This window comes from Cupriavidus sp. FW216-B1, from assembly GCF_058789195.1.
The window spans coordinates 15,135-38,456 of record NZ_JBYTEL010000010.1; the positions used below are offsets into that span (position 1 = coordinate 15,135).

The window sequence follows — 23,322 nt, forward strand, 5'->3', positions numbered from 1 at the left end:
TTCACGAAACCGAATACAAATTCGAAAACGGAGACATCATGCCCGCGTCATCTTCTGCCGCGCCCGCCGGCAAGCCCACCAAGGGGACCTCCGCGTTCCCCACCGTGGCGACCCCTTCGATCCTCCATCCGCCGCGCCAGCGCCGCGCCCGCGAGACCGAGCAGGCCCTGCTCGAAGCCGGCCGCGAACTGCTCGCGCAGCGCGACTTCTCCGCCGTGTCGGTGGCGCAGATCGCCTCGGCGTGCGAAGTGTCGGTCGGGGCTTTCTACGGGCGCTTCCGCGACAAGCAAGCGTTCTTCGAGTCACTGCGCACGCTGGTGATGCAGGAGACCGGCGAGTCCATCTCGCGCTATCTGCGCGTGGAGCGCTGGGACGACGTGCCGACCGACGTGCTGCTGGAAAAGGCGATGCGCTTCGTGGTGCTGGGCTGCCACGCCAACCGCGGCGTGATCAGGGCGTCGCTCAAGCACGCCTCGATCCGCCCCGAGGAATGGCTGCCGCACCGCGAAAGCGGCGAGGCGGTGGTCGAGCGCATGGTGGCGCTGCTGGTGCCGCGCCTGCCGCTGCCGCCGGCGCAGGCCGAGCTGCGCGTGCGTTTCGCCATGCAGTCCGTGTTCAGCATCGTGGTCAACGCCATCCTCAACGAGTCCGGCCCGCTGTCGCTGGACGACGAACGGCTGCCCGGCGAGATGACGCGCATGGTGGCCGCCTACCTGGCGCAGCCGGCCTGACCCCGCGCGGGCGCGGGCAACCCGGCGCGGTGGCGCAGCCGCCGCGGCATGCAGCGCGGAAATGACCGCTATGAATCCGGTGCGGCATGCCTTGGCCGCCGCCGGCCCCGTCCATACAATGGCTGCAACCCATGCGGCGCCCGGCGCGCCGCGTGCCCATTCCCGCCCCACCTGCGCCTCGCCGCATCACTCACCGCATCTCATGGCAACGCTTTTCCTGGTACGGCACGGCCAGGCGTCCTTCGGCGCCGCCAACTACGACTGCCTCTCCGCCACCGGCCGCCAGCAGGCGCGCTGGCTCGGCGAGTATTTCCGCGACCGCGGCGTCGCCTTCACGCGCGTGATCGCCGGCTCGCTGGTGCGCCAGCAGGACACCGCGCTGGAAATCCTGGCCGGCATGGGCACGCCCGGCGTGCCGCCCGGCACCGCGCCGCGGGCACCCGCCGAAGCGCTAGCCACGGTAGCGGAGGAAGCGCCCAGGGCGCGCGTGGAAACCCACCCCGGCCTCAACGAATACGACGGCGAGGCGCTCTACCGCAGCCATACCGCCGGACGCGACCACCGCGCCCACCAGAACGAGGACTACAACGATTACTGGCGCACCTTCCGCGCGGCCTACCAGGCCTGGACGCTGGACCAGCTCGCCGGCATGCCCGAGTCGTGGCGCGATTTCGGCGGGCGCATCCGCGCGGGCCTCGCGCACGCCACCGAAGGCGCCACGCGCGAGGACGCGCTGCTGGTGGTGAGTTCGGGCGGCGCCATCGGGCGCGCCGTGGCGGACCTGCTCGGCGCGCCGGCGCAGACCGCCATCGAGCTGAACCTGCAGTTCCGCAACACCGCCTTCTGCGAGATCATCGCCGGGCGCGGCACGCAGCGGCTGCTGAGCTTCAACAGCCTGCCGCACCTGGAGCGCGCGGACCGGCGGCAGGCGATCACGTTCGCGTAGCGGCGCACGGCGCCGCGCGGGCACCGTGCCATGCCGCGTCTCCTACAGCCGCTCGACGATGGTCACGTTGGCCATGCCGCCGCCTTCGCACATGGTCTGCAGGCCATAGCGCTTGCCATGCGCGTGCAGCGCATGCACCAGCGTGGTCATCAGCTTCGCGCCCGAGCCGCCGAGCGGATGGCCCAGCGCGATCGCGCCGCCGTGCACGTTCATGCGCGCCGGATCGGCGCCGGTGGCCTGCAGCCATGCCAGCGGCACCGGCGCGAACGCCTCGTTGATCTCGAACAGGTCGATGTCGCCGATCTTCATGCCGGCCTTCTCCAGCGCGCGCAGCGTGGCGGGCAGCGGCGCTTCGAGCATGATGACGGGATCGTGCCCCAGCACCGACATGTGGTGAATGCGCGCGAGCGGCCTGGCGCCGAGCTTTTTCAGGCCGGCTTCGTTGACCACCATCAGGCCGGCGGCGCCGTCGCAGATCTGGCTGGCGCTGGCGGCGGTGACGGTGCCGCCTTCCTCGATCAGCTTGACGCTGCCGATCGACTCCAGGCTGGCCTCGAAGCGGATGCCTTCGTCCACCGTGTGCAGCTCGCCGCTGGCGCGGCCGTCGGCGGCGCGCACGGCGACCGGCACGATCTCCTGGCTGAAGCGGCCGGCCTGGGTCGCGGCGATGGCGCGGCGGTGGCTTGCCAGCGCGTAGCGGTCGAGGTCGCCGCGCGTGAGGCCGTACTTGCGCGACATCATCTCGGCGCCGGTGAACTGGCTGAACTTCACGCCGGGATAGCGCTCCTGCATGGCCGGGCTCATCGAGGTGCCGAAACCGTTCTTGGCCGCCAGCGAGCCGGGCAGGCCCATCGGCACGCGCGTCATGCTTTCCACGCCGGCCGCGATGACGATGTCCATCGCGCCGGACATCACCGCCTGCGCGGCGAAGTGCAGCGCCTGCTGCGAGGAGCCGCACTGGCGGTCCACCGAGGTGCCGGGCACGCTCTCGGGCAGGCGCGAGGCCAGCACGGCGTTGCGCGCCACGTTGCCGGACTGCTCGCCGGCCTGGCCGACGCAGCCCATGATGACGTCGTCGACCAGCGCGGGATCGGCGCCGCTGCGCGCGACCAGCGCGTCCAGCACCTGCGCGGCGAGGTCCGCCGGATGCCAGCCCGCCAGCCTGCCGCCCTTGCGCCCGCCCGCGGTGCGCGCGGCCGCCACGATGTATGCCTCTGCCATGTGCTCTCCTCTTGTCGTTACAGGCAAACCCTGTTTATCCTGAGGCGGATTCTGGCGCGGGAGGCAGGAGCGTGGCGTCGTCGGAAGCGACGATTGCGCGGCGATCACGCGACGATCACGCGGTGAACGCGGAGTCAGGCGCGCGGCGGCAGCACCGAAAAGATCGCCGTGGCGCGCAGCAGGCAGCGCTCGCCCGCCAGCAGGCGGCAACTGCCGAAGCGCAGCCGCGAGCCCATCTTGTCGAAGGTCACGTGCGCCTCCACCCAGTCGCCCACGCGCGCGGCGTCGAAGTAGTCGAGGCTGAGGCTGGCCGTCACCGCCGGATGCTGGCGCCCGGCCTCGAGCATCATCATCATGCCGATGGCGGTGTCGGCCAGCGTCGCCAGCATGCCGCCGTGCGGGATGCCGAGCGGGTTCAGGTGCTGCGGCCCGATGCGCACGGCGACCACGCGGCGCGCGCGGTCCACGTAGATCTGGCCGAAGTGTTCGAGATAGCCGCTGGCGCCGCGCAATGCGACAAAGCCGGGCGGCACCGCTGCCGCATCGTCGTCGGCGGGTTCGTTGGCCTCTGCCATGAATGCTCCCGCTCAGGCCGTGAAATAGCGCGACGCCACGCCGAGCCGCTCGCGGCATTCGGCCACCATGCGCTCGATCAGCTCGGCGCAGCTCGGGATGTCGTCGATCAGCCCCACGCACTGGCCCGCGCTGATGATGCCGCCGTCGGTCTCGCCGGCGGCCAGCGCCGCCTTGCCGCGCGTCCCCGCCACCAGGTGCCTGACGTCCTCGAACTGCGCGCCGCCGGGCTGGCGCTCGATCGTCACCACCTCGTCGGAGACGGCGTTCTTGAGCACGCGCGCGGTGTTGTGCAGCGTGCGGAAGATCAGGTTGGTATCGCTCTCGGTCGCCTCCACCAGGGCCTGCTTGATGTTGTGGTGGATCGGCGCCTCGCGCGTGGCGCAGAAGCGCGTGCCCATGTTCACGCCCTCGGCGCCCAGCACCAGCGCCGCCGCCATGCCGCGCCCGTCGGCGATGCCGCCCGAGGCGATCACCGGGATGCCGAGCCGGCGCGCCGCCAGCGGGATCAGCACCATGCCGGGCACGTCGTCCTCGCCGGGATGGCCCGCGCACTCGAAGCCGTCGATCGACACCGCGTCCACGCCCAGCCGCTCGGCCGACAGCGCGTGGCGGATCGCCACGCACTTGTGGATCACCTTGATGCCCGCCGCCTTGGCCCGCGCGATGTGCTCCTTCGGGTTGTTGCCGGCGGTCTCCAGCACCTTGACGCCGCTCTCGATCACCACGTCGAGGTAGCGCGCATACGGCGGCGGGTTGATCGACGGCAGCAGCGTCAGGTTGACGCCGAACGGCTGGTCGGTCAGCTCGCGGCAGCGGCGGATCTCGGCGGCCAGCGCCTCCGGCGTGGGCTGGGTCAGCGCGGTGAGCACGCCAAGGCCGCCCGCGTTCGACACGGCGGCGGCCATTTCGGCGTAGCCTACCCACTGCATGCCGCCCTGGATGATCGGGTAGCGGGTGCCCAGCAATTCGGTGATGCGCGTCTTCATGATGTCTCTGTCTTCCTTCTCGTTTCCTGTTTCCCCGTCGTTGCCGGCGTCCGGCCCGGCGCGTCATGCGTGCGCCGCCGATGCCGCCAGGCGACCTGGCGCCAGTCTACGGCGCCGGGCCGCGGCCCGCCTCGTCGGATGCGACGATTGCAGGCACATGATTCTGCACTACCTTGTCAGCAGCCAGTTCAGCAGCCAATTCACCCGCCACTTCCACCAACCCTTCCGCGCAACCAGCACAACCAGGCGCAGCCAAGGCCAGCCATGAGCACTCCCGTTCCCAGCTTCGAGACCCTGCAATACGCCGTCGAGCAAGGCGTCGCCACCATCACCCTGCACCGCCCCGACCGGCTCAACGCCTTCACCCCCAGGATGATGGAGGAGCTGATCGCCGCCTTCGACGCCACCGACGCCGACGACGACGTGCGCGCCGTCATCGTGACCGGCTCCGGGCGCGCCTTCTGCGCCGGCGCCGACCTGGCCTCGGGCGGCGCCACCTTCGACTACGAGAAGCGCTACGGCACCGGCAAGGGCAGCGCGCACCGCGACGGCGGCGGGCGCGTGACGCTGCGCATCTTTCGCAGCCTCAAGCCGGTGATCGCCGCCGTCAACGGCGCGGCGGTCGGGATCGGCGTGACCATGCAGTTGCCGATGGACATCCGCCTGGCCTCGACCGACGCGCGCTTCGGCTTCGTGTTCGCGCGCCGCGGCATCACGCCGGAAGCGGCTTCGTCATGGTTCCTGTCGCGCGTGGTGGGCATCTCCACCGCGCTGGAATGGTGCTACACCGGCCGCGTGTTCGGCGCGCAGGAAGCGCTCGAGCGCGGGCTGGTGCGCTCGCTGCACGCGCCCGAGGACCTGCTGCCGGCCGCCCGCGCGCTGGCGCGCGAGATCGCCGACAACGCCGCGCCGGTCTCGGTGGCGATCTCGCGCCAGATGATCTGGCGCATGGCCGGCGCCAGCCACCCGATGGAAGCGCACAGGCTCGACAGCCGCGCGATCCAGTCGCGCGGGCAGTCGGCCGACGTCAAGGAAGGCGTCGACGCCTTCCTGGAAAAGCGCCCGGCCAGCTTCCCCGAGCGCGTCTCGCGCGACATGCCGGACTTCTACGACTGGGGCAGCGAGCCGCCCTTCATCTGAAACGCGCCACGCGCGCCATCCACGCGCGCCATCCACATTCCACGGGAGTCCAGCGTGAACGTCAGTACCGCAGTCCAGACCCGCAGATCGGTGCGCGGCTTCCTTGCCACGCCGGTGGACCCGGGCATCATCCGCGAGGTGCTGGAGCAGGCCGCGCGGGCGCCCTCGGGCGGCAACCTGCAGCCGTGGCATATCCACGTGGTGGGCGGCGAGCCGCTCGCGCGGCTCAAGGCCACCATGCGCGAGCGCATCGCCAGCCAGCCCGGCGGCGAAGGCACCGAGTACGACATCTACCCGCGCGAGCTGGTCTCGCCCTACCGCGAGCGCCGCTTCCAGGTCGGCGAAGACCTCTACCGCTGCCTCGGCATCCCGCGCGAGGACAAGCGCGCGCGCATCACGCAGTTCGCCAGCAACTTCACCTTCTTCGGCGCGCCGCTGGCGCTGTTCTGCAGCGTGGACCGCCGCATGGGCCCGCCGCAGTGGTCGGACCTCGGCATGTACCTGCAGACCGTGATGCTGCTGCTGCGCGAGCATGGCCTGCACAGTTGCGCGCAGGAATGCTGGGCGATGTACCCGCGGACCATCGGCGAATTCCTCTCGCTGCCCGAACAGCGCATGCTGTTCAGCGGCATGGCCATCGGCCACGAAGACCCCGAAGCGCCGGCCAACCGGTTGCGCGCGGCGCGCGCGCCGCTGGCCGAGTTCGCGCAGTTCATGGGGATCTGACGGCGGCGCGGCGCTCCCTGCCGGAGGCGCCGCGCCCGGCCGTTCAATGGAAGAACGTCGCCACGCTCAGCGCGGTGCGGTAGATGCCCCACGCCAGCGGCACGCACACCGCGGCCCAGGCCAGCCACGTCACGACACCGCCAGCCTGGCCGCCGCTGCGTGCCGACGCGGTTGCGCTGCCGGCCGCGGCGCGGTCATGGGCGAGGCGCTTTTCCTCGGCCAGCTCGGCCTCGGTCATGAAGTACCTGGCGTCCACCGGGCGCACCAGCAGGTTGCACACCAGGCCGATGGCCAGCATGCCGACCAGGATGTACATGGTCTGGTTGTAGACCTGCTCGCGCGGCAGGCCGAGGCCGAGCTGGTAGTCGCGCATGTAGTTGACCACCACCGGGCCGAGGATGCCCGCCGTGGCCCACGCGGTCAGCAGGCGGCCGTGGATGGCGCCGACCATCTGCGTGCCGAACAGATCGGCCAGGTAGGCCGGCACCGTGGCGAAGCCGCCGCCGTACATGCTGACGATGACGCAGACCGCGCCCACGAACAGCAGCTTCTGGCCGCTGGCCGCCAGCGTCGGGATGCTGGCGTACAGCAGGCCGCCGAGCACGAAGAACACCATGTAGGTCATCTTGCGGCCGAGCCTGTCGGACAGGCTGGCCCAGACGAAGCGCCCGCCGATGTTGAACAGGCTCAGCAGCGCGGTGAAGCCCGCCGCGACCACGGCGATGGCGGCGAGCTGGCTCTTGCCGAGCTCGCCGAAGCGCGCGGACACGCCGATCAGGCTGCCACCGAAGACTTCCTGCAGCATCGGGCTGGCCATGCCGATCACGCCGATGCCGGCCGACACGTTCATGCACAGCACCATCCACACCAGCCAGAACTGCGGGATGCCCCACACGCGCTTCACATGCACGTGGTGCGGGGTGATCATGACGTTGGCGCGGCTGGCCGGCGCGGTCCAGCCGGCCGGCGTCCAGCCGGTGGGCGGCACGCGGTAGGCCAGCGCGCCGCCCATCATGAACACGAAGTAGACCACCGCCATCACGGTGAAGGTCTGCGCCACGCCCACGCTGGTGGGCGAGGCGAACTTCGCCATCAGCTCGGCCGCCAGCGGCGAGCCGATCATGGCGCCGCCGCCGAAGCCCATGATGGCCATGCCGGTGGCCATGCCGCGCTTGTCCGGGAACCATTTGATCAGCGTGCTGACCGGCGAGATGTAGCCCAGCCCGAGGCCGATGCCGCCGATCACGCCCGAGCCCAGCAGCATCAGCCAGAACTGGTGCATCTGGATGCCGAGCGCGGAGATCAGCATGCCGCCGCACCAGCACAGCGCGCTGACCACGCCGGCCTTGCGCGGGCCGGCGCGTTCCAGCCAGCCGCCCCAGATCGCCGCGGAGCTGCCCAGCAGCACGAAGAACAGCGTGTACATCCAGCCCAGCGTGGAGACCTTCCAGTCGCAGCCGGTGACGAACAGTTCCTGCAGGAAGCCGACGTCGGCGCCGCAGCGCAGCGGCTCGGCGATGCCGATGGCGCGCGACAGCGGCAGCCAGAACACCGAGAAGCCGTAGGCCATGCCGATGCAGAGGTGGATCGCCAGCGCCGCGGGGGGCACCAGCCAGCGGTTGAAGCCGGGGGCGGCGACGATCCGCTCCTTGGACAGGAACGGCGTGCGCACCTGCCCCGCGAGCGCGTCCGCGCTGAGGTCTGGGGACATCCCTTTCTCCTTTCTTTGTTTTGTTTGTTTTGTCTGTTGTTTTTCTGCCGGGATGCTGCCCGCCCACACGCCGGTGGTACACGAGCCTTCCCCGTGCTGCGCGGCCCGCCGGGCACCGACGCGAGCGGGCGGCGCGGGGGGGCGCCGCATAGTGTAACGGCGCCGGCCGCGGCCGTGGCGTGCCGCGAAGTGGGGTGTCGCCCGGTGAGGCCGGCGCGCGACAGCGGGCCGCCACGGCGGGCCGCCGCAGCAAGCCGCTACAGCAGGCCCAGTTGCCGGGCGATGGCCACCGCCTGCGTGCGGTTGCTGGCGCGCAGCTTGGCGCTGATGTTGCGCAGATGCGTGCGCACCGTGGTTTCCGAGACGAACAGGCGCTCGGCCATCGCCACGTTGGAGAAGCCCTCGGCCAGCAGCTGCAGCACCTTGTGCTCCTTCGGCGTGAGCGGCTCGAGGATGTCGCCGCGCGCCGGCCGACCGGCAGCGCCGGTCTCGGGCGCGCCGCCGCAGGCGCGCAGCAGCCGCTCCAGGTAGGCCGCCGGCAGCGCGCCGCCCAGGCGCGCGGCGGTCTCCGCCGCCAGGCGGCGGGCCTGCGCGCCTTCGTCGGCGAAGATGCGCACGAACCCCTCGGCCGCGCCGAAGCGCAGCGCCTCGGCCATGACCTGCTGGGCCTGCGCGGCCTCGCCGGCGCGCTGGCAGGCCAGCGCCAGCAGGATGCGCAGCTTGAGCGCGCGCCGCATCAGTTGCGCCTGCCCGGCCGCGGCCAGCTCCGCGGCAATGGCCGCGCGCGTCGCCGCGGCGGGCTCGGCGAAGGCGGCCAGACGCAGGCGGCCCACGGCCACGTCCTCGACGTCGTTGGCGAAGGAACTGACGGTGCCCGCACCGGGACGGCTGCGCCACAGCGCCGGGTCGGCGGCATGCTGGATCGCCTCGCCGGCGGCGTGGCCGTTGCCTTGCAGCAGGGCGATGCGCGCGCGCTCGAGCATGGCGCCCTGCACCAGGCGCGGCAGGCCGCGGTGGTGGCCGAGGTGCTCCAGCGCGGCCAGCCATTCGTGGGCGCCGTCGACGTCGCCGCGCTCGCAGGCGATGCGCGCCAGCACGACATGGCCGCTGATGATCTGGTCCGGCAGGCCCAGGTCGCGCGCCAGCGGCACGTAGACGTTGAGCAGGCGCTCGGCGCGCTCGCGCTCGTCGGTCTCGTAGAGCGCGTCGGCCAGCAGGATGCAGGCCATCGCGTTGCCGTTGGTGGGGCCGTAGCGGTTGGGCAACATGGTGCTGGCGGCGATGCGAAAGCGCGCCAGCGCCTGCTGCAGGCGCCCCTGGCGCAGGTCGATCAGCCCCTCCACCGACTCGGAGAAGATCTTGTTGAAGTTGCTGTCCGGGCGGCGCACCACCTGGCGCGCCAGCCCCAGCAGGCGCCTCGCCTCGCGGTAGTCGCCGGTGACCGCGGCCATGCGCGCCATCGAGGTGGCGAGGATGGAATCCGGAAACGGATAGCCCATCGGCAGCGGCAGCGGGTCGTCGCGGCTGGCCGCGCGCGCGTCCTCGAAGCGGTCCATCATGTTGAGCAGCATATGGCGCAGCGCGCGCACGTGGGCGCGCAGGTCGCCCTCGGCGCCGTCCAGCGGGATGGTCTGCAGCAGCGCGATGGCGTCGGCCGGGCCGCGCGTGAAGGACAGCGCCCACACGTGGGCGATCTGCAGCTTGGGCCAGGCCGCCATCTCCGCCGGCGGCACCGCGTCCAGCCAGCGCGTGAGCAGGCGCATGCGGCCCTGCGCCAGCAGGTCGTCCACGCTCGCGGCCAGCAGCGGCAGCGCGTGCGCCACCGCGCCGGCGGCCAGCGCGTGCTCGATGGCGGGCACGGGCCGGCCCTGCGCCTCGTACCAGCGCGAGGCGGCCATCTGCAGCGCCGGCACCTCGGCCGGCATGGCCTGCTGGAGCTGCGCGCGCAGGAAGCTGGAGAACAGGCTGTGATAGCGATACCAGCGCGCGCCGGCATGGGCCGCGCCGTCCGCGCCGCCGTGGCGCTCACCGTGCCGCTCGCCATCGAGCGGCATCAGGAACAGGTTGGCGCGCTCCAGCCAGGCCAGGATCTCCTCGCTGTCGGCGGCGCCGCGCACGGCATCGCACAGCGGCCCGCCAAGCTGGTCGAGGATGGAGGTGCGCAGCAGGAAGACGCGCACGGCCTCGGGCAGGTGCAGGTAGACGTCTTCGACCAGGTAGTCGGCGATGGCCGCGTCGGAGCCCGAGAAGCCGGCGATGAAGGCATCCGGCTGGCCGCGCCGCTCCAGCGCCACCGAGGCCAGCCACAGCGCGGTGGCCCAGCCCTCGGTGCGCCGGTGCAGCGTGGACACCGCCGCCGGCTGCAGCGACAGCCCGCGCGCGCCGCGCAGGAAGGCCTCGGTCTCCTCGGCGGTGAAGCGCAGCTGCGCGGGCTCGATCTCCAGCAGCTCGCCGCGCGCGCGCAGCCGCGCCAGGCCGGACTCGGGCACCCAGCGCGTGCCGATCACCAGGCGGCCGCCCGGCGGCAGGTGCTCCACCACCTGCCACACCAGCCCCGCCACGGCGGCGTTCTGCACCGCCTCGAAGTCATCCAGGAACAGCGTGAAAGGCCGGTCGTGCGCGGCCATGCGGTCGATCAGCGCCAGCGCGTGCTCGCCCGGCGAGCGCGGCGCGGCCGGCGCCCCGGCCGGTGCCTCGCCGCGCTTGCGCAGCACCTGCGCGAAGGCCGCCTCGAGCGAGCCGAGAAAGCGCGTGGCGTCGTTGTCGGCGCGGTCCAGCGTCAGCCACGCGGTGGCGACGCCGTCGGCATCGAGCCGCGCCCGGCACTGCAGCATGGCGGTGGTCTTGCCGAAGCCGGCCGGCGCGCGCACCAGCACCAGCTTGACGAAGCCGGCCGCGCACACCGCGTCGCAGATCATGCGCCGCTCCACCTGGAACGGCGTCAGCATGGGCGGGCGCAGCTTCGCCACCAGTGTGGCGGCACGGGCCGCGCCTTGCCGCCCCGCGCTGGTCTCCTCGATTGTGGCCATTCGCCGTGTCATCCTGTTGGCGGCGGCATCCGCGCAGGCGGACGCCGCGCGATCCGCTCCGGCTTATGGTTGCCGGCTGCCGGCGCCGCATGCGCCGTGGATCGAACGGCTGATTATGGCGTAAACGCGGGCAAGGCCCATGCGTGCCGACGCGCGCGCTCCTCTCTCTCGCTTGCGGGAAAGGGGGTGCATCCCGGCGGCTTCGTTCATCGCCCCGGGTTTTCTCCCCTCTCCCGCTTGCGGGAGAGGGGTTGGGGGAGAGGGCGGAGGCCTGCGAATGCTGGCGTGCCGGAAAAAACCATCGGCTTCGTTTCCGGCCGCTACGCGGGACAACACCGTTGGCTCCGCTTGCACCGCTACACCAGCTTGTTCTCCCGCCCCGCCCAATAGCGCTCGCGCAGCAGGCGCTTGAGCAGCTTGCCGGTAGGCAGGCGCGGCAGTTCATGGGCGAAGTCCACCGAGCGCGGGCACTTGATGCCCGACAGGTGCTCCCGGCAGAAAGCCATCAGTTCCTCGGCCAGCGCCGGGCCGGCCAGGCGCATGTCGAGCGGCTGCACCACCGCCTTGACCTCCTCGCCGAAATCCTCGTTCGGCACGCCGATCACGGCCACGTCCATCACCTTGGGATGGGTCATCAGCAGGTTCTCCGCTTCCTGCGGGTAGATGTTGACGCCGCCGGAGATGATCATGTTGGCCTTGCGGTCGGTCAGGTAGAGATAGCCTTCCTCGTCCACGTAACCGATGTCGCCGAGCGTGGTCCAGTCGTCGTGCTGCGGGTGGCGCGACTGCGCGGTCTTGCCGGGGTCGTTGTGATAGACGAACCGGCGCCCGCCGGCGAAGTAGATGGTGCCGGGCTGGCCCGGCGGCAGCAGCGCGCCGCTGTCGTCGCAGATGCGCAGCTCGCCGAGCGAGGCGCGGCCCACGGTGCCCTTGTGGGCGATCCAGTCGGGCGAGCCGACCGCGGTGGAGCCGTTGCCTTCGGTGCCGGCGTAGTACTCCCAGATGATGGGTCCCCACCAGTCGATCATCTGTTCCTTGACCGCGACCGGGCACGGCGCGGCGGCATGCACGGCGAAGCGCAGCGACGAGACGTCGTGGGCGCGGCGCACCGCCTCGGGCAGCTTGAGCAGGCGCGAGAACATGGTTGGCACCACCTGCGTGTGGGTGATGCGGTGCCGGGCCACCAGCGCGAGGAACGCCTCCGCGTCGAAATGCGTCATCACCACCGAGGTGCCGCCGATCTGCTGCACGGCCATGTTGTAGCGCAGCGGCGCGGCGTGATAGAGCGGCGCGGGCGAGAGGTAGCGCATGTCGGGGCCGAAGCCGTAGAGCGACTGGCACACCGGCACCAGCGAGCCCGGCGCGTCGATCGGCTGGCCGGCCGGCGGCGTGAACACGCCCTTGGGGCGGCCGGTGGTGCCGGACGAGTACAGCATGTCGGTGCCGGCGCATTCGTCGTCGATGCGCCAGCCGGGATATTGCGCCAGCGTGGTCTCGTAGGCGGCGAAGCCGGGCGCGGCGCCGTCCATCATCAGGCGCGCGCCGAGCGCCGGGGCCCGCGCCGCCACGCCCTGCGCCACCTCGGCCTGCGCGCGCGAGCTGACCAGCAGGCGCGCGCCGCTGTCGTTGACGATGTAAGCCGCGTCCTCAACGTTGAGCCGGGTGCTGATGCACACGTAGACCAGGCCGGAGCGCTGCGCGCCCCAGCACAGCTCGAACAGGCGCGCGTGGTTCTCCAGCAGGAAGGCGACCCGGTCGCCGGGCCGCAGGCCGTGGTCGCGGAACAGCCGCGCCACCTGGTTGGAGCGCTCGTCGAGCTCGCGGTAGGTGAGCACGGCGCCGCCGCTCATGATGACGGCCGGCTTGTCCGGCGAGCGCTGCGCGTGGACGTACGGATGCATGGCTTGTCCCTCCTGGCTGTCGTGACGGCCGGCCCGGCGCGGTGGGACCGCGCGGCACGGCATGGCTGCGCCATTGTCGGGACAGGCGCGCCGCGCGGGCATCGTCGGAAGCGACGAACCGGCGCAGAACCAGCAGCAGACCAGGGATGAACAAACCGGCGGCGAACGCGGTGGTGCGGTGCGGCAAGACAGGCCGCCGCGAGTGGCGGCCAGCGCCGTTCAGTGCAGCACGGTGCCCGGCGGCAGGTGCGTGGCGGCGGCGGGCGCCGGCCGGTCTTCGCAGTCGGTGCAGCCGGCGCATTCGGCGAACGGCGCGGCGGGCTGGCCGCCCTCCACCTCGGCGCCGGCCTCCAGCGCGTCGATCACCGCCGCCCGGATCGATTCGGCCTTGATCAGCAGGCGCAGGGCGATGTCGGCGCCGCGGCTGGCCGCCACGCGCGCGACGAAGGCGCGCCGCGCGCGCTCGTCCAGCGTGGCGACGTGGGCCGCTTCGCACAGCACGTGCCAGGCGGCGGGCTGGCCGTCGAACTGCTGGCGGCGGCGCAGCAGGGTGGCGTCGATGGCGGCGGCGATGTCCGCGTCCCGGACGATGTGGTTGCGCATGCGGCTCTCCTCAATGGGCCGGCCGGTGGCCCTGGCCGGTTCTGCCCCGCAGGGCCGGGAAGCGGGCGCCGCGCTCGCGCGCGGCGTGGATCGCTTCGGCCTTGCTGCTGACCTGCAGACGCTGGTACAGCAGCGCCACGTGGCTCTTGACGGTAGTCACCGAGATGTCGAGCAGCCGCCCCACCGTCTTGAGCGGATAGCCGCGCGACAGCAACACCAGCACTTCGTACTGCCGCGGCGTGAGGTGCAGCATGCGCGCCTCGCGCAGCCGCGCCTCGCGCAAGCCCGGGCGCAGCGCCGCGGCAGCGGATGGTTCCGGCCGGGCCGCCGGCGGCCCGGGCACGCCGGCCAGCATCTGGCTCACGGCCGCCTCCACCGCGGCCGGCGTGGCCGTGCGCGCGAGCCAGCCGCACATGCCCCAGTCCTGCGTCGGCGGCGGCGCCTGCCGCGGCAGCGCGCCGTCGCCGAGCAGCAGCAGGCGCTGCGCCGAGACCGCCGCGCGCGCGGTCCTGAGCAGCGCGTGCGCGCGCTCTGGGTCCGGCGGCATGCCCAGCACCACCAGCGCGATGTCGTCGAGCCGCCGGGGCAGCAGCGCGAGCTCCGCCGGCTCGACGCAGATCACCTCGCCCAGCGCCGCGACGTTGCCGAGCGTGCGCTGCAGGCCCAGCCGCAACAGCGGGTTGTCTTCCATCAGCAAGGCGGTCATGCCGCCCCGGTCATTGCCGCTCATCATGGTTTCCGCTTTCATCTGCTTCCGTTGAAAGCAGCGGGCCATTCCGGTTGAACCGATATTTGCGGCGGCGCTGCCGGAAGCTGATTCTGCAAGCGGTGTGCCAACGGCCGGCCCATGCGCGGGCGCCCCGCGGCGCGCGCGCGGGATGGCCGGCGCGCGGCCACGGGCAAGGCATTGCGGGGATGGGGGAGATCCGGCGCGCGGCGCCGGCATGGGCGCCACGGGCCGGCCGGCACGCGCGCGGCGTTACGCGTTACGTAACGTGTTCCGCCGATGCCGGGTCTGCGCGGCGCGAAATGGGAGCGGTACGTCACTCCCGGCGCCGGCGGCTTCAGTTGACGCGGCGGCTGTAGCCTTCCCAGTAGGGCTCGCGCAGCTTGCGGCGCAGCAGCTTGCCGGACGGATTGCGCGGCAGCGCGTCGACGAACTCGATGCTCTTGGGCACCTTGAAGCCGGCCAGCCGCTCGCGCGCCCACGCCACGATGCTGTCGCGCTCGGGCGCCACGCCCGCGCGCGGCACGACGATGGCCTTGACCGCCTCGCCCCATTTCTCGTCGGGCACGCCGATCACGGCCACGTCGGCCACCTGCGGGTGGCCGTAGATGGCGCTTTCCACCTCGGCCGGGTAGACGTTCTCGCCGCCGCTGATGATCATGTCCTTGACCCGGTCGTGGATGTAGACGTAGCCGTCGGCGTCGAGATAACCGGCGTCGCCGGTGCGCAGCCAGCCGTCGGCGTCGATGGTGCGGGCGGTCTCGTCGGGCTGCTTCCAGTAGCCGGCCATGTTCTGCGGCGAGCGGATCATCAGCTCGCCCACCTCGCCGGGCGGCAGGCGGCGGCCTTCCCAGTCCACCACCGCCACTTCCACGCCGGGCAGCGGCTTGCCGGCGGCGCGCATGCGCGGCACGTCGTCGGTGGTGTGGTCCTCGGGCGGCAGCGCCACCACGGTGCCGGTGGTCTCGGTCATGCCGTACTGCTGCGCGAAGCCGCAGCCGAACACTGCGATGCCTTCGCGCAGCAGCGCGGCGGGGATCGGCGCGGCGCCGTACAGCAGCGTCTTGAGGCGCGCGTAGTCGACGCTGCGCGCGCGCGGGTCGCGCAGCACGAACTGCATCGCGGCGGGCACCAGGAACAGCTTGCTGATGCGCTCGCGCTCGAAGAAATCGAGCACCGCGGCGGGATCGAACTCGCGCGCCACCACGCCGCGCGCGCCCGCGAGCAGGTTGCGCAGGCCCCAGCCGGAGCCGCCGATGTGCGCCACCGGCATCGCCACCAGCGAAACGTCGTCGTCGGTCCAGCATGACCACGCGAGGCCGGCGCGCTCGCTGGCCTCGGTGCCGTAGGTGAGGTTGCGGTGGGTCAGCATGGCGCCCTTGGGACGGCCCGTGGTGCCTGAGGTATAGAGCTGCAGCACCACGTCGTGCGCGGCGGGCCGGTGCGCCACCGGCACGGGCGCGTGCGCGTCGCGCCAGTCCGGGTAGGCCGGCCAGCCGGGCTCGCCGCCTTCCATCGCGATCACGCCGCGCACCAGCGGCAGCGACGGCAGCAGCTGGCGCATCATCGGCGCCGACTCCGGCCCCACGAACAGCAGCACGGCATCGGCGTGGCCGACGATGTATTCCACCTCGGGCGGCGCCAGGCGCCAGCTCGCCGGCGCCATCACCGCGCCGGCCTTGGCCGCGCCGAGCAGCAACTCGAAGTAGTGGTCGCTGTTCTTGCCGACGTAGCCGATGCGCTCGCCCGGGACGACGCCGGCCGCGATCAGCGCCTGCGCCACGCTGTCGGTGTGGCGCTCGAACTCGGCGTAGGTGGTCAGCCGGCCTTCGAACGCATAGGCCACCGCGTCCGGCCGCCGCCGCGCGAAATGGCGCACGGCGTGCGGCAGGGTGCTCAGATGACTGAAGTCCATCGGCGTCTCCTTCTCCCGGTCTTGCCGGGCGCGCGCGCCGTTGCCGCCAGCGGCGTGCGCTTCCGGTTTTTTTCTCGTGGCGCGCGGCCGCTCAGCGCGGCGCCATGCGGATGGCGCCGTCGAGCCGGACCGACTCGCCGTTGAAATAGCTGTTGCGGCACATCTCCAGCGCCAGCGAGGCGAATTCCGCGGGCTGGCCGAGCCGCTTGGGGAACGGCACCGAGGCGGCCAGCGCGGCCTTGACGTGCTCCTGCGCGCCTTGCAGCAGCGGCGTGTTGAAGATGCCGGGCAGGATGGTGTTGACGCGGATGCCTTCGCCGGCCAGGTCGCGCGCGATGGGCAGCGTCATGCCGACCACGCCGGCCTTCGACGCGGAATACGCGGCCTGCCCCATCTGGCCGTCCTGCGCCGCCACCGAGGCGGTGTTGATGATGACGCCGCGGTCGCCGTCGCGTGCGTCGAGCGTGAGCATGCCGGCGGCCGAGCGCGCCAGGCAGCGGAACGAGCCGATCAGGTTGATCTGGATGATGCGCTCGAACGCATCGGACGGAAAAAACCGGATCTGGTCCGGCGCTTCCTTGGCGCGCGAGGCGGTCTTGATGGCGTTGCCGATGCCGGCGCAGTTGACCAGGATGCGCTCCTGCCCGAGCGCGGCGCGCGCCCTGGCGAAACCGGCTTCGACCTCGGACTCCGAGGTCACGTTGACCTGGCAGAACACGCCGCCCAGCTCGCGCGCGAGCGCCTCGCCCTTTTCCGCGTTGAGGTCGAACAGCGCCACGCGCACGCCCTGCGCGGCCAGCGCGCGCGCGGTCGCCTCGCCCAGGCCCGAAGCGCCGCCCGTGATCACTGCCGTTACCGATGCATCGAGTTCCATCTCGTCTCCACGTTGTCTGCTGTCCTGCGAAAGGCTTGCGCGGCGGCGCGCAAGCATCGGCCCGGCGAGCGGCGATGCGGCCCGCGCGGCGTGGTATGGAGATTCGGGGATGACGGCATCGCACGCATCGTCGGAAGCGACGAATGCGCGGATGCGTGGATGCGTGGATGCGTGGATGCGTGGATGCGTAGATGCGTGGTGCGCGCCTCGCGGCGGCGTCAGTCGCGCCTGGTGGCGAGGTGGTAGAGCGCGAGCAGGATGACGGCGCCGAGCACGGCGCCGACGAAGCCCGCCGACTGGCCCGGCCGGTACCAGCCGAGCGCCTGGCCGAGGAGGGTCGCGGCAAGCGAGCCGACGATGCCGAGCACGGCGGTCAGGATGAAGCCGCGCGGCCCGCGCCCGGGCGTGAGGATGCGCGCCGCCAGCCCGGCGAGAAAGCCGATCAGGACGACCCAGATCAGATGCATGGCCCCGGCTCCCGCGGCGTCAGCCGCATGCCTTGCCGTGGTCGGCGTGGAAGCCTTGCGCGGTGGCCTGCGACTCGCTCATGTAGGCGCCGTTCTTGGTCTTGCCGTACCAGCGCGAGCCGGCGCAGTGATAGGTCTTGGAGCTCTTGTTGACCCAGACCTGACCGGCCGCGCCGGCCGGAGCGGCGGCGGCGGGCGGCGCCGGCCTGGCCGCGGCGGGCGCGGGTGCGGGCGCAGGCGCGGGCGCGGCGGCCGGCGCGGGCGCTGCCGCCACCGGCGCGCTGGCGGCAGCCGGGCCGTGCCATTCCTTCACGCCGCCGTGGCCGGCGCAGGCGCCCTTCTTGCTGGCGCCGAAATAATTGCTGCCGTCCTTGCACACGCCGGTGGGCGCCTGCCCGGCCGGCGCCTGCGCGCGCGCCAGCAGCGGCACGGAAACGCAGAAGGCGGCGGCCAGCAGCATGGGCAGGCCCAGGCGCATGAGCAGCGCTTGCCGCGCTGCGCGGGCGGGAACGGCGACGGCGGACTTCCTGGCTTTCGTGGCGGACATGACGGGCTCCTGCGATGACAATGCCATTGGGAACAGCGGAAACGACGGCAAAACGACAGCGAAGCGGACAACGAAGCGGCGACTGCACGGAAGACGGCACGCGGCCATAACCCGGCGCATGGTCCGGCGCATGGCCCGGCCATGCGCGATACCCCACTCAACGGCCCGCGCGGCACTTGCGTTGACGCCGGCCCGGTGTGACGCCGGCGGCCCAGGCGGCAAGGCATGCCGGCGGGGCAATGCGCTACAGTGTCAGCCATGTCCGCCGCTCCCCCAACGCCGCTCGTCCTTCCCGCGCCTCCGCGCGCTTTCATGCGCTTTCACGCCATGGCGATGAAGTTCCCGAACCGATTGTCGATCCCCCTCGCGGCACGGCTGCTGGCGGCTCTGTGGCTGGCGCTGGCGTGCGCCTGGCCGCTGCCGGCGGCGGGCGCGGCAAACCCGGCGCTGGCCGCGCTGGCGGCGGCCGTGGCGACCCCCGCCGCGCCGGCGTCCCAGCCGGCGGCCAGCGAGCCGCTCGCGCAGTCGCTCGACCAGGTCATCACCACGCTGCAGAGCGACAAGGACCGCACGGCGCTGGTCGAGCAGCTGCAGGTGCTGCGCCAGGGCGTGGCGCCGGCCAGCGCGGCCTCGGCGCCGCAGCCGGGCCTGCTGGGCGCGCTGGCCGAGGTGGTCGACCATCTCGACGACAAGCTGCGCAAGGACCGGGGCCCGTGGCACTACTGGCGCTGGCGCGCCGGCTTCGCCGACGAGGAATGGCGGACGGCGCTGACCGTGGGCGGCAGCCGGCCGGCCTCGCGGTCGCTGGGGGAATTCGCCACCGTGCTGGCCGCGTGGTTCGTGGCCGGCTGGCTGCTGTGGGAGCTCGGCAAGCGCGTGCGCCACCGGCTCGCGCAGCACACCCCGCGCGCCGAGCTGCCGGCGGTGCCGTCGTGGATCGACGTGGCGCTGTACATGCTGCGCCGGGTGATACCGTGGGCGCTGGCCTTCGGCCTGGCCATGCTGCTGTCCATCAGCGTCTTCAAGCGCTCGCCGGCCAGCGTGGCCGGCATGGTGCTCGCCTATTCGGTGGTGGCCGGCGCGGTGCTGGGCGCGGTGTGCCAGGTCATCTTCGCGCTGTTCAGCTCGGCCCACCGCGCGCACGCGGTGCGCGACCTGCTGCGGCATTCGCGTGGCCTGCTGTTCGCCACCGGCGCGCTCGCCGCGCTGGGCGACGTGGCCAACGACGCGCGCGTGGTCGGCGCGCTCGGCACCAACCTGTCGGCGCTGGTCTCCACCGTGGCCAACATCGCCGCGGCGCTGCTGATCGGCTGCTTCGCGTTGCGCTTCCGGCGCCAGGTCGGGCAGATCATCGCCAACCGGCCGCTGGTCTTCCGCCAGGCGCACCCCACGGTGATGGACCTGCTGCGCGTGGTGGGCGCGACCTGGCACCTGCCGGTGCTGGCGGTGGTGCTGGCCTCGGTGGCAGGCACCATCATGGCCACCGGCAACGCCGACGTGTTCCTGCGCCGCACCGTGGCCTCGGTCGCGCTGTTCGTGGCGGCGCTGCTGCTGACGCTGGTGAGCGGGCGCTCGCCCAAGGCCTCGCGGCGCGCGCCGCGCCTGCGCGACCGCCAGCGCTCGGCCTACATCGCGCGCTTCTGGCGCTTTGCCACCGCGGTGGTGCGGGTGCTGATCTGGGTGGCGTACTTCGAGCTCGGCAGCCGCATCTGGGGCACCTCGCTGCTGGCGATCGCGGAGTCGTCGCCGCTGGGCCGGCGCATCGGCGAGGCGGTGTTCAGCGTGACCGCCACGGTGCTACTGGCGTGGCTGCTGTGGCTGATCATCGATACCGCCATCACACAGACGCTGGCGCCGGCGCACGGCCGCGGCGCGCAGCCGAGCCTGCGCGCCAAGACCATCCTGCCGCTGGTGCGCAACGCGCTGTTCGTGACGCTGCTGGTGCTCACGCTGATCGTGGTGCTGGCCAACCTCGGCGTCAACGTGACGCCGCTGCTGGCCGGCGCCGGCGTGGTCGGCCTGGCGATCGGCTTCGGCGCGCAAAGCCTGGTGCAGGACCTGATCACCGGCCTGTTCATCGTGATCGAGGACTCCATCGCCATCGGCGACTCGGTGGAGCTGCCCGACCACGCCGGCACGGTGGAAGCCATGACCATCCGCACCGTCAAGCTGCGCGACGGCAAGGGCGCGCTGCACACGCTGCCATACAGCCAGATCAAGGCCATCAAGAACCTGTCGCGCGGCTACGCCTACGCGGTGTTCAGCATCGGCGTGGCCTACGGCAGCGATCTCGACCGCGCGCTGGAGCTGATCCGCGAGACCGGCAACGAGATTGCGCGCGATTTCCGCCATGCGCGCAACCTGCTGTCCGGGCTCGACGTGCTCGGCCTGGACCGCTTCGACCCGAACGGCTCGGTGGTGCTGGCGCAGTTCAAGACGCGGCCGCTGATGCAGGCCGACATCACGCGCGCGTTCAACCTGCGCCTCAAACGCAAGTTCGACCAGAACGGCATCAGTATGGCGACGCAGCGCGTGACGGTGCAGGTCGAAGGCGGCGCGCCGGCGGACGGCGCCGGGGCCGCGCAGGCCGGCGCGGCAGGGGCGGCAGGGGCGGCGGGCGTGGTGGCGGGGGCAGCGGAAGCGGCGGGCGCGCCCGGGCCGGGCTGAAGCGCGCCGGCGCGGGCACGCAGAAACGGGTACGCATGGCCCCGGCCGGCGGCGCCGATGTTCGCCCGGGGATACATTTCAGCGCTGAAAATCCACGCCGCGCATCGGGAAACAACAGTCGCCGTTTGCGAAGTCATGCACCGATGCGCATAATGCCGCAACGCGGTAACGCGGGGCTGCCCAGCCTTCGCCCGGGACGAAAACCCCGGGGCGAAACGGGCCGCACCCGTCCGGGCAACCCGCATTGCACCGGAGCCGGCCAGCACGAGCCAGCCCTGCCGGAGAACCAAAAATAAAGCGCCAGGACGCATCCGTCGCATTGGCAATAGCCACCGGGGAGAACAACATGGGAGAACAGCCGTCGGCGGATGAGGATTTCCACCGCCTGATCGATTCGATCTACGAGTCCGCGCTCGACGTCACGGCCATGCCGGCGGCGCTCGGCCTGTTCTCGCGCTATACCGGCACCGAAAGCCCGCACTACCTGGTCTGGGACAAGCTTGCCGGGCAGGCGCGCCTCGGCGTGACCCCGCACGGCTGCTTCTCGGCGCAGGGCGCCTACGTGCCCGAGCCGCTGCGCGTGCTGGCCAGCCGGCCCGCGCGCGCGCTCGCGGACGCGCATGCCTGCGGCGCGCAGGGCGCGTCGTGCTACGTGCCCGCCCACGGCGCCGACCTCGAGCGCGGCGTGCGGCTGCTCGACACCAGCGAGGTGTGCGTGCTGATGGGCGGCGCCGGCGCCGGCCCGCGCCCGGACGGACGCTTCGACAGCGCCGACGGCGCCGCGCGCCGCCGCAGCCGCCTCGCGCGGGTGCTGCCGCACTGGGCGCGCGCGGCGCGCATGCAGCAGCGCAACATGGAGCTCAGCGGCCTGGCCGCGCTCGGGCTGGCCGGGCTCGACACGCTCGACTTCGGCGTGATGGTGCTGCAGGCCGACATGCGCGTGCGCTACGCCAACGTCTGGGCCGAGGCGCTGGTGCAGGCGGACAGCCACCTGGCGCTGGACAACGGCGTGTTCCACGCGCGCGAGCCGGCGCTGCACGCCACGCTGGGCAGGCTGCTCGAGCGCGCCATGCAGCCCCACGGCGGCGGGCCGGCGGCGGGCTCGTGGATGCACATCACCTCGGGCGGCCAGCCGGTGCCCATCATCGTGCTGCCGCTGGTCTCGCGCCAGCCGGTGGAAGGGCCGTGGCAACTGCCGTTCGCGATGGTGCTGATGGGCAATTCCGAGTCGCGCTCGGTGCTCGACAGCGCGGTGCTGACCTCGCTGTTCGGCCTGTCGCGCAAGGAGAGCCTGGTCGCCATCCGGCTGGCCGCCGGCGCGACCCTCAACGAGATCGCCGAGCGCGAGTTCGTCTCGCCCCACACCGTGCGCGTGCACATCCGCGACATCCTGCGCAAGACCGGCACGCATCGCCAGAGCGAACTGGTGCGGCTGCTGCACCTGCTGCCGGGCGTGGCGCTGGAGCGGGTCGTGCGGCAGTCCTAGGCCGCCGCGCCCGCCCCTGCGCCCATTCCTGTCCCGGTTCCGGTTCCTGTCCCCGCCCCCGCCGTCTCCCGCGCCACCGCCATCAGCCGCTGCACCTGGCGGTCGTCGCTGTCGGCCGGCGTGGCCAGCGCGATGCCGATGCGCGCGGCCGGGCGCGGGCTGCTCAGGCGCAGGAAGCGCACGCGGCGGTTGACGTAGCGTGCCGCCACGCTGGGCACCAGGGCCACGCCCAGCCCGCTTTCCACCAGGCTGATGATGGTCTGCACCTGCACCGCCTCCTGCGTCACGCGCGGCACGAAGCCGGCCTGCTGGCACAGCAGCATGGCGATGGCCTGCAGGTTGGGCACGTCCGCGCTCGGATGCATGATGAAGGGCTCGCCGGCCAGCGCCTTGAGGGCGATGGCGTCGTGCTGCGCGAAGCGGCTGTCGGCCGGCACCGCGGCGACGAACTCGTCGGTCTCCAGCGGCATCAGCGCGTAGCCGCCCGCGTTCAGGATCGGGAAGCGCACCAGCCCGGCGTCGAGCTGGTGGCGCTCGAGCCGGTCCAGGATCGACGCCGAGGTGGACTCGTGCAGGATCAGCTCGATGCCGGGATGGGCCGCGCGGAAGGCGGGAATCAGTCGGGGCAGCAGCGCGTAGGTGGCCGAGCCGACGAAGCCCACGCGCAGCGCGCCGCGCTCGCCGTGGGCCGCGGCCACCGCCGCGGCGCGCGCCTGCGCGGCATGGAACAGCGCGCGGCGCGCGTCGTGCAGCGCGGCCTCGCCGGCCTGCGTGAGGCGCACGCCGCGCGAGGTGCGCACGAACAGCGGCGTGCCGAGCGAATCCTCCAGCTTGCGGATCGAGATCGACAGGGGCGGCTGCGCCATGTGCAGGCGCTCGGCCGCGCGGTGGAAGTTGCCGGTCTCGGCGAGGGCAACGAACTGCTGTAGCTGGCGGAGATCCACGTTGATATGTTCTGAATATCGGATACTAAAAATCTAATATTAGACGCAAAGGCCCCGCTGATCTACTCTGTGCCATCCGCTGCCGGCCCGCCCCGGCGGCGCGAATACAAGAACAGAACAAGACA

General features: G+C 72.3%; 19 protein-coding genes. 6 read left to right on the top strand and 13 right to left on the bottom strand.

All coding sequences use genetic code 11. The annotated features are described in order from the left end of the window. The first annotated feature begins 38 nt into the window (after positions 1 to 38). Together AC3WXD_RS20555 and AC3WXD_RS20560 are read left to right on the top strand one after the other, a co-directional pair. Positions 39 to 731, top strand: a complete 693-nt coding sequence (locus AC3WXD_RS20555; protein WP_029044120.1) for a TetR/AcrR family transcriptional regulator — start codon at positions 39 to 41, stop codon at positions 729 to 731. Between the two features lie 202 nt (positions 732 to 933). Next, entirely contained in the window at positions 934 to 1,677 is a 744-nt protein-coding gene (locus AC3WXD_RS20560; protein ID WP_492324572.1) for a histidine phosphatase family protein, read from the top strand. Between the two features lie 42 nt (positions 1,678 to 1,719). Here AC3WXD_RS20560 and AC3WXD_RS20565 read toward each other — a convergent pair whose 3' ends face one another. The 3 genes from AC3WXD_RS20565 to AC3WXD_RS20575 form a co-directional block, all read right to left on the bottom strand. Beyond that, positions 1,720 to 2,898 (bottom strand): acetyl-CoA C-acetyltransferase, encoded by a 1,179-nt coding sequence (locus tag AC3WXD_RS20565; RefSeq protein ID WP_454733855.1) that lies wholly within the window; start codon positions 2,896 to 2,898, stop codon positions 1,720 to 1,722. Positions 2,899 to 3,032: 134 nt separating this feature from the next. Next, a complete protein-coding gene (locus AC3WXD_RS20570) occupies positions 3,033 to 3,473 on the bottom strand; it encodes a PaaI family thioesterase (protein WP_020205384.1) in 441 nt (146 codons plus the stop codon). Between the two features lie 12 nt (positions 3,474 to 3,485). Next, on the bottom strand, positions 3,486 to 4,460 hold the full coding sequence (locus tag AC3WXD_RS20575) for an NAD(P)H-dependent flavin oxidoreductase (protein WP_492324573.1): 975 nt from the start codon (positions 4,458 to 4,460) through the stop codon (positions 3,486 to 3,488). Positions 4,461 to 4,724: 264 nt separating this feature from the next. Here AC3WXD_RS20575 and AC3WXD_RS20580 point away from each other — a divergent pair, with 264 nt between their 5' ends. Both AC3WXD_RS20580 and AC3WXD_RS20585 read left to right on the top strand, forming a co-directional pair. Then, positions 4,725 to 5,600, top strand: coding sequence for a crotonase/enoyl-CoA hydratase family protein (locus AC3WXD_RS20580; RefSeq protein WP_059416057.1), 876 nt, complete (start codon positions 4,725 to 4,727; stop codon positions 5,598 to 5,600). Between the two features lie 54 nt (positions 5,601 to 5,654). After that, positions 5,655 to 6,326 (top strand): nitroreductase, encoded by a 672-nt coding sequence (locus tag AC3WXD_RS20585; RefSeq protein WP_492324574.1) that lies wholly within the window; start codon positions 5,655 to 5,657, stop codon positions 6,324 to 6,326. 43 nt (positions 6,327 to 6,369) lie between these two features. Here AC3WXD_RS20585 and AC3WXD_RS20590 read toward each other — a convergent pair whose 3' ends face one another. The 9 genes from AC3WXD_RS20590 to AC3WXD_RS20630 all read right to left on the bottom strand — a co-directional run bounded on the left by AC3WXD_RS20590 (position 6,370) and on the right by AC3WXD_RS20630 (position 18,031). After that, positions 6,370 to 8,037 carry an OFA family MFS transporter gene (locus AC3WXD_RS20590; RefSeq protein ID WP_492324575.1) on the bottom strand — a complete coding sequence of 556 codons (1,668 nt, stop codon included), beginning with the start codon at positions 8,035 to 8,037 and terminating at the stop codon, positions 6,370 to 6,372. A 257-nt stretch (positions 8,038 to 8,294) separates the two neighbouring features. Next, positions 8,295 to 11,066 carry a winged helix-turn-helix domain-containing protein gene (locus AC3WXD_RS20595; RefSeq protein WP_492324576.1) on the bottom strand — a complete coding sequence of 924 codons (2,772 nt, stop codon included), beginning with the start codon at positions 11,064 to 11,066 and terminating at the stop codon, positions 8,295 to 8,297. Positions 11,067 to 11,422: 356 nt separating this feature from the next. Further along, positions 11,423 to 12,967: an AMP-binding protein gene (locus AC3WXD_RS20600; RefSeq protein ID WP_020205378.1), complete on the bottom strand. Its 1,545-nt coding sequence runs from the start codon at positions 12,965 to 12,967 to the stop codon at positions 11,423 to 11,425. 219 nt (positions 12,968 to 13,186) lie between these two features. Then, positions 13,187 to 13,570 (bottom strand): DUF7696 family protein, encoded by a 384-nt coding sequence (locus tag AC3WXD_RS20605; RefSeq protein ID WP_020205377.1) that lies wholly within the window; start codon positions 13,568 to 13,570, stop codon positions 13,187 to 13,189. A gap of 10 nt (positions 13,571 to 13,580) precedes the next feature. Further along, positions 13,581 to 14,318 carry a helix-turn-helix transcriptional regulator gene (locus tag AC3WXD_RS20610; protein ID WP_059416064.1) on the bottom strand — a complete coding sequence of 246 codons (738 nt, stop codon included), beginning with the start codon at positions 14,316 to 14,318 and terminating at the stop codon, positions 13,581 to 13,583. A 316-nt stretch (positions 14,319 to 14,634) separates the two neighbouring features. Continuing rightward, positions 14,635 to 16,212: a fatty acid--CoA ligase gene (locus tag AC3WXD_RS20615; protein WP_492324577.1), complete on the bottom strand. Its 1,578-nt coding sequence runs from the start codon at positions 16,210 to 16,212 to the stop codon at positions 14,635 to 14,637. Positions 16,213 to 16,303: 91 nt separating this feature from the next. After that, entirely contained in the window at positions 16,304 to 17,086 is a 783-nt protein-coding gene (locus AC3WXD_RS20620; protein WP_492324578.1) for an SDR family NAD(P)-dependent oxidoreductase, read from the bottom strand. Between the two features lie 218 nt (positions 17,087 to 17,304). Then, complete coding sequence (locus AC3WXD_RS20625; protein ID WP_020205373.1) at positions 17,305 to 17,553, bottom strand: GlsB/YeaQ/YmgE family stress response membrane protein; 249 nt, start codon at positions 17,551 to 17,553, stop codon at positions 17,305 to 17,307. Between the two features lie 19 nt (positions 17,554 to 17,572). Next, entirely contained in the window at positions 17,573 to 18,031 is a 459-nt protein-coding gene (locus AC3WXD_RS20630) for a DUF3761 domain-containing protein (RefSeq protein ID WP_492324667.1), read from the bottom strand. 381 nt (positions 18,032 to 18,412) lie between these two features. Between AC3WXD_RS20630 and AC3WXD_RS20635 the strand changes: the two genes are divergently transcribed. After that, positions 18,413 to 20,767 carry a mechanosensitive ion channel family protein gene (locus tag AC3WXD_RS20635; protein ID WP_492324579.1) on the top strand — a complete coding sequence of 785 codons (2,355 nt, stop codon included), beginning with the start codon at positions 18,413 to 18,415 and terminating at the stop codon, positions 20,765 to 20,767. 346 nt (positions 20,768 to 21,113) lie between these two features. Next, positions 21,114 to 22,253, top strand: a complete 1,140-nt coding sequence (locus AC3WXD_RS20640) for a helix-turn-helix transcriptional regulator (protein WP_020205996.1) — start codon at positions 21,114 to 21,116, stop codon at positions 22,251 to 22,253. On the opposite strand, the gene AC3WXD_RS20645 is transcribed toward AC3WXD_RS20640, so the two are convergent. After that, positions 22,250 to 23,197, bottom strand: coding sequence for a LysR family transcriptional regulator (locus AC3WXD_RS20645; protein ID WP_454733860.1), 948 nt, complete (start codon positions 23,195 to 23,197; stop codon positions 22,250 to 22,252). The two genes, AC3WXD_RS20640 and AC3WXD_RS20645, sit on opposite strands and share 4 nt — an antisense overlap. Positions 23,198 to 23,322: the final 125 nt, after the last annotated feature.

Coding starts and splice junctions, on each gene's coding strand:
- AC3WXD_RS20630 (WP_492324667.1), bottom strand. CDS start 18,031: ATGCGCCTGGGCCTGCCCATGCTGCTGGCCGCCGCCTTCTGCGTTTCC.
- AC3WXD_RS20605 (WP_020205377.1), bottom strand. CDS start 13,570: ATGCGCAACCACATCGTCCGGGACGCGGACATCGCCGCCGCCATCGAC.
- AC3WXD_RS20600 (WP_020205378.1), bottom strand. CDS start 12,967: ATGCATCCGTACGTCCACGCGCAGCGCTCGCCGGACAAGCCGGCCGTC.
- AC3WXD_RS20595 (WP_492324576.1), bottom strand. CDS start 11,066: ATGGCCACAATCGAGGAGACCAGCGCGGGGCGGCAAGGCGCGGCCCGT.
- AC3WXD_RS20575 (WP_492324573.1), bottom strand. CDS start 4,460: ATGAAGACGCGCATCACCGAATTGCTGGGCACCCGCTACCCGATCATC.
- AC3WXD_RS20615 (WP_492324577.1), bottom strand. CDS start 16,212: ATGGACTTCAGTCATCTGAGCACCCTGCCGCACGCCGTGCGCCATTTC.
- AC3WXD_RS20555 (WP_029044120.1), top strand. CDS start 39: ATGCCCGCGTCATCTTCTGCCGCGCCCGCCGGCAAGCCCACCAAGGGG.
- AC3WXD_RS20560 (WP_492324572.1), top strand. CDS start 934: ATGGCAACGCTTTTCCTGGTACGGCACGGCCAGGCGTCCTTCGGCGCC.
- AC3WXD_RS20640 (WP_020205996.1), top strand. CDS start 21,114: ATGGGAGAACAGCCGTCGGCGGATGAGGATTTCCACCGCCTGATCGAT.
- AC3WXD_RS20565 (WP_454733855.1), bottom strand. CDS start 2,898: ATGGCAGAGGCATACATCGTGGCGGCCGCGCGCACCGCGGGCGGGCGC.
- AC3WXD_RS20635 (WP_492324579.1), top strand. CDS start 18,413: ATGCGCTTTCACGCCATGGCGATGAAGTTCCCGAACCGATTGTCGATC.
- AC3WXD_RS20570 (WP_020205384.1), bottom strand. CDS start 3,473: ATGGCAGAGGCCAACGAACCCGCCGACGACGATGCGGCAGCGGTGCCG.
- AC3WXD_RS20625 (WP_020205373.1), bottom strand. CDS start 17,553: ATGCATCTGATCTGGGTCGTCCTGATCGGCTTTCTCGCCGGGCTGGCG.
- AC3WXD_RS20620 (WP_492324578.1), bottom strand. CDS start 17,086: ATGGAACTCGATGCATCGGTAACGGCAGTGATCACGGGCGGCGCTTCG.
- AC3WXD_RS20610 (WP_059416064.1), bottom strand. CDS start 14,318: ATGAAAGCGGAAACCATGATGAGCGGCAATGACCGGGGCGGCATGACC.
- AC3WXD_RS20590 (WP_492324575.1), bottom strand. CDS start 8,037: ATGTCCCCAGACCTCAGCGCGGACGCGCTCGCGGGGCAGGTGCGCACG.
- AC3WXD_RS20580 (WP_059416057.1), top strand. CDS start 4,725: ATGAGCACTCCCGTTCCCAGCTTCGAGACCCTGCAATACGCCGTCGAG.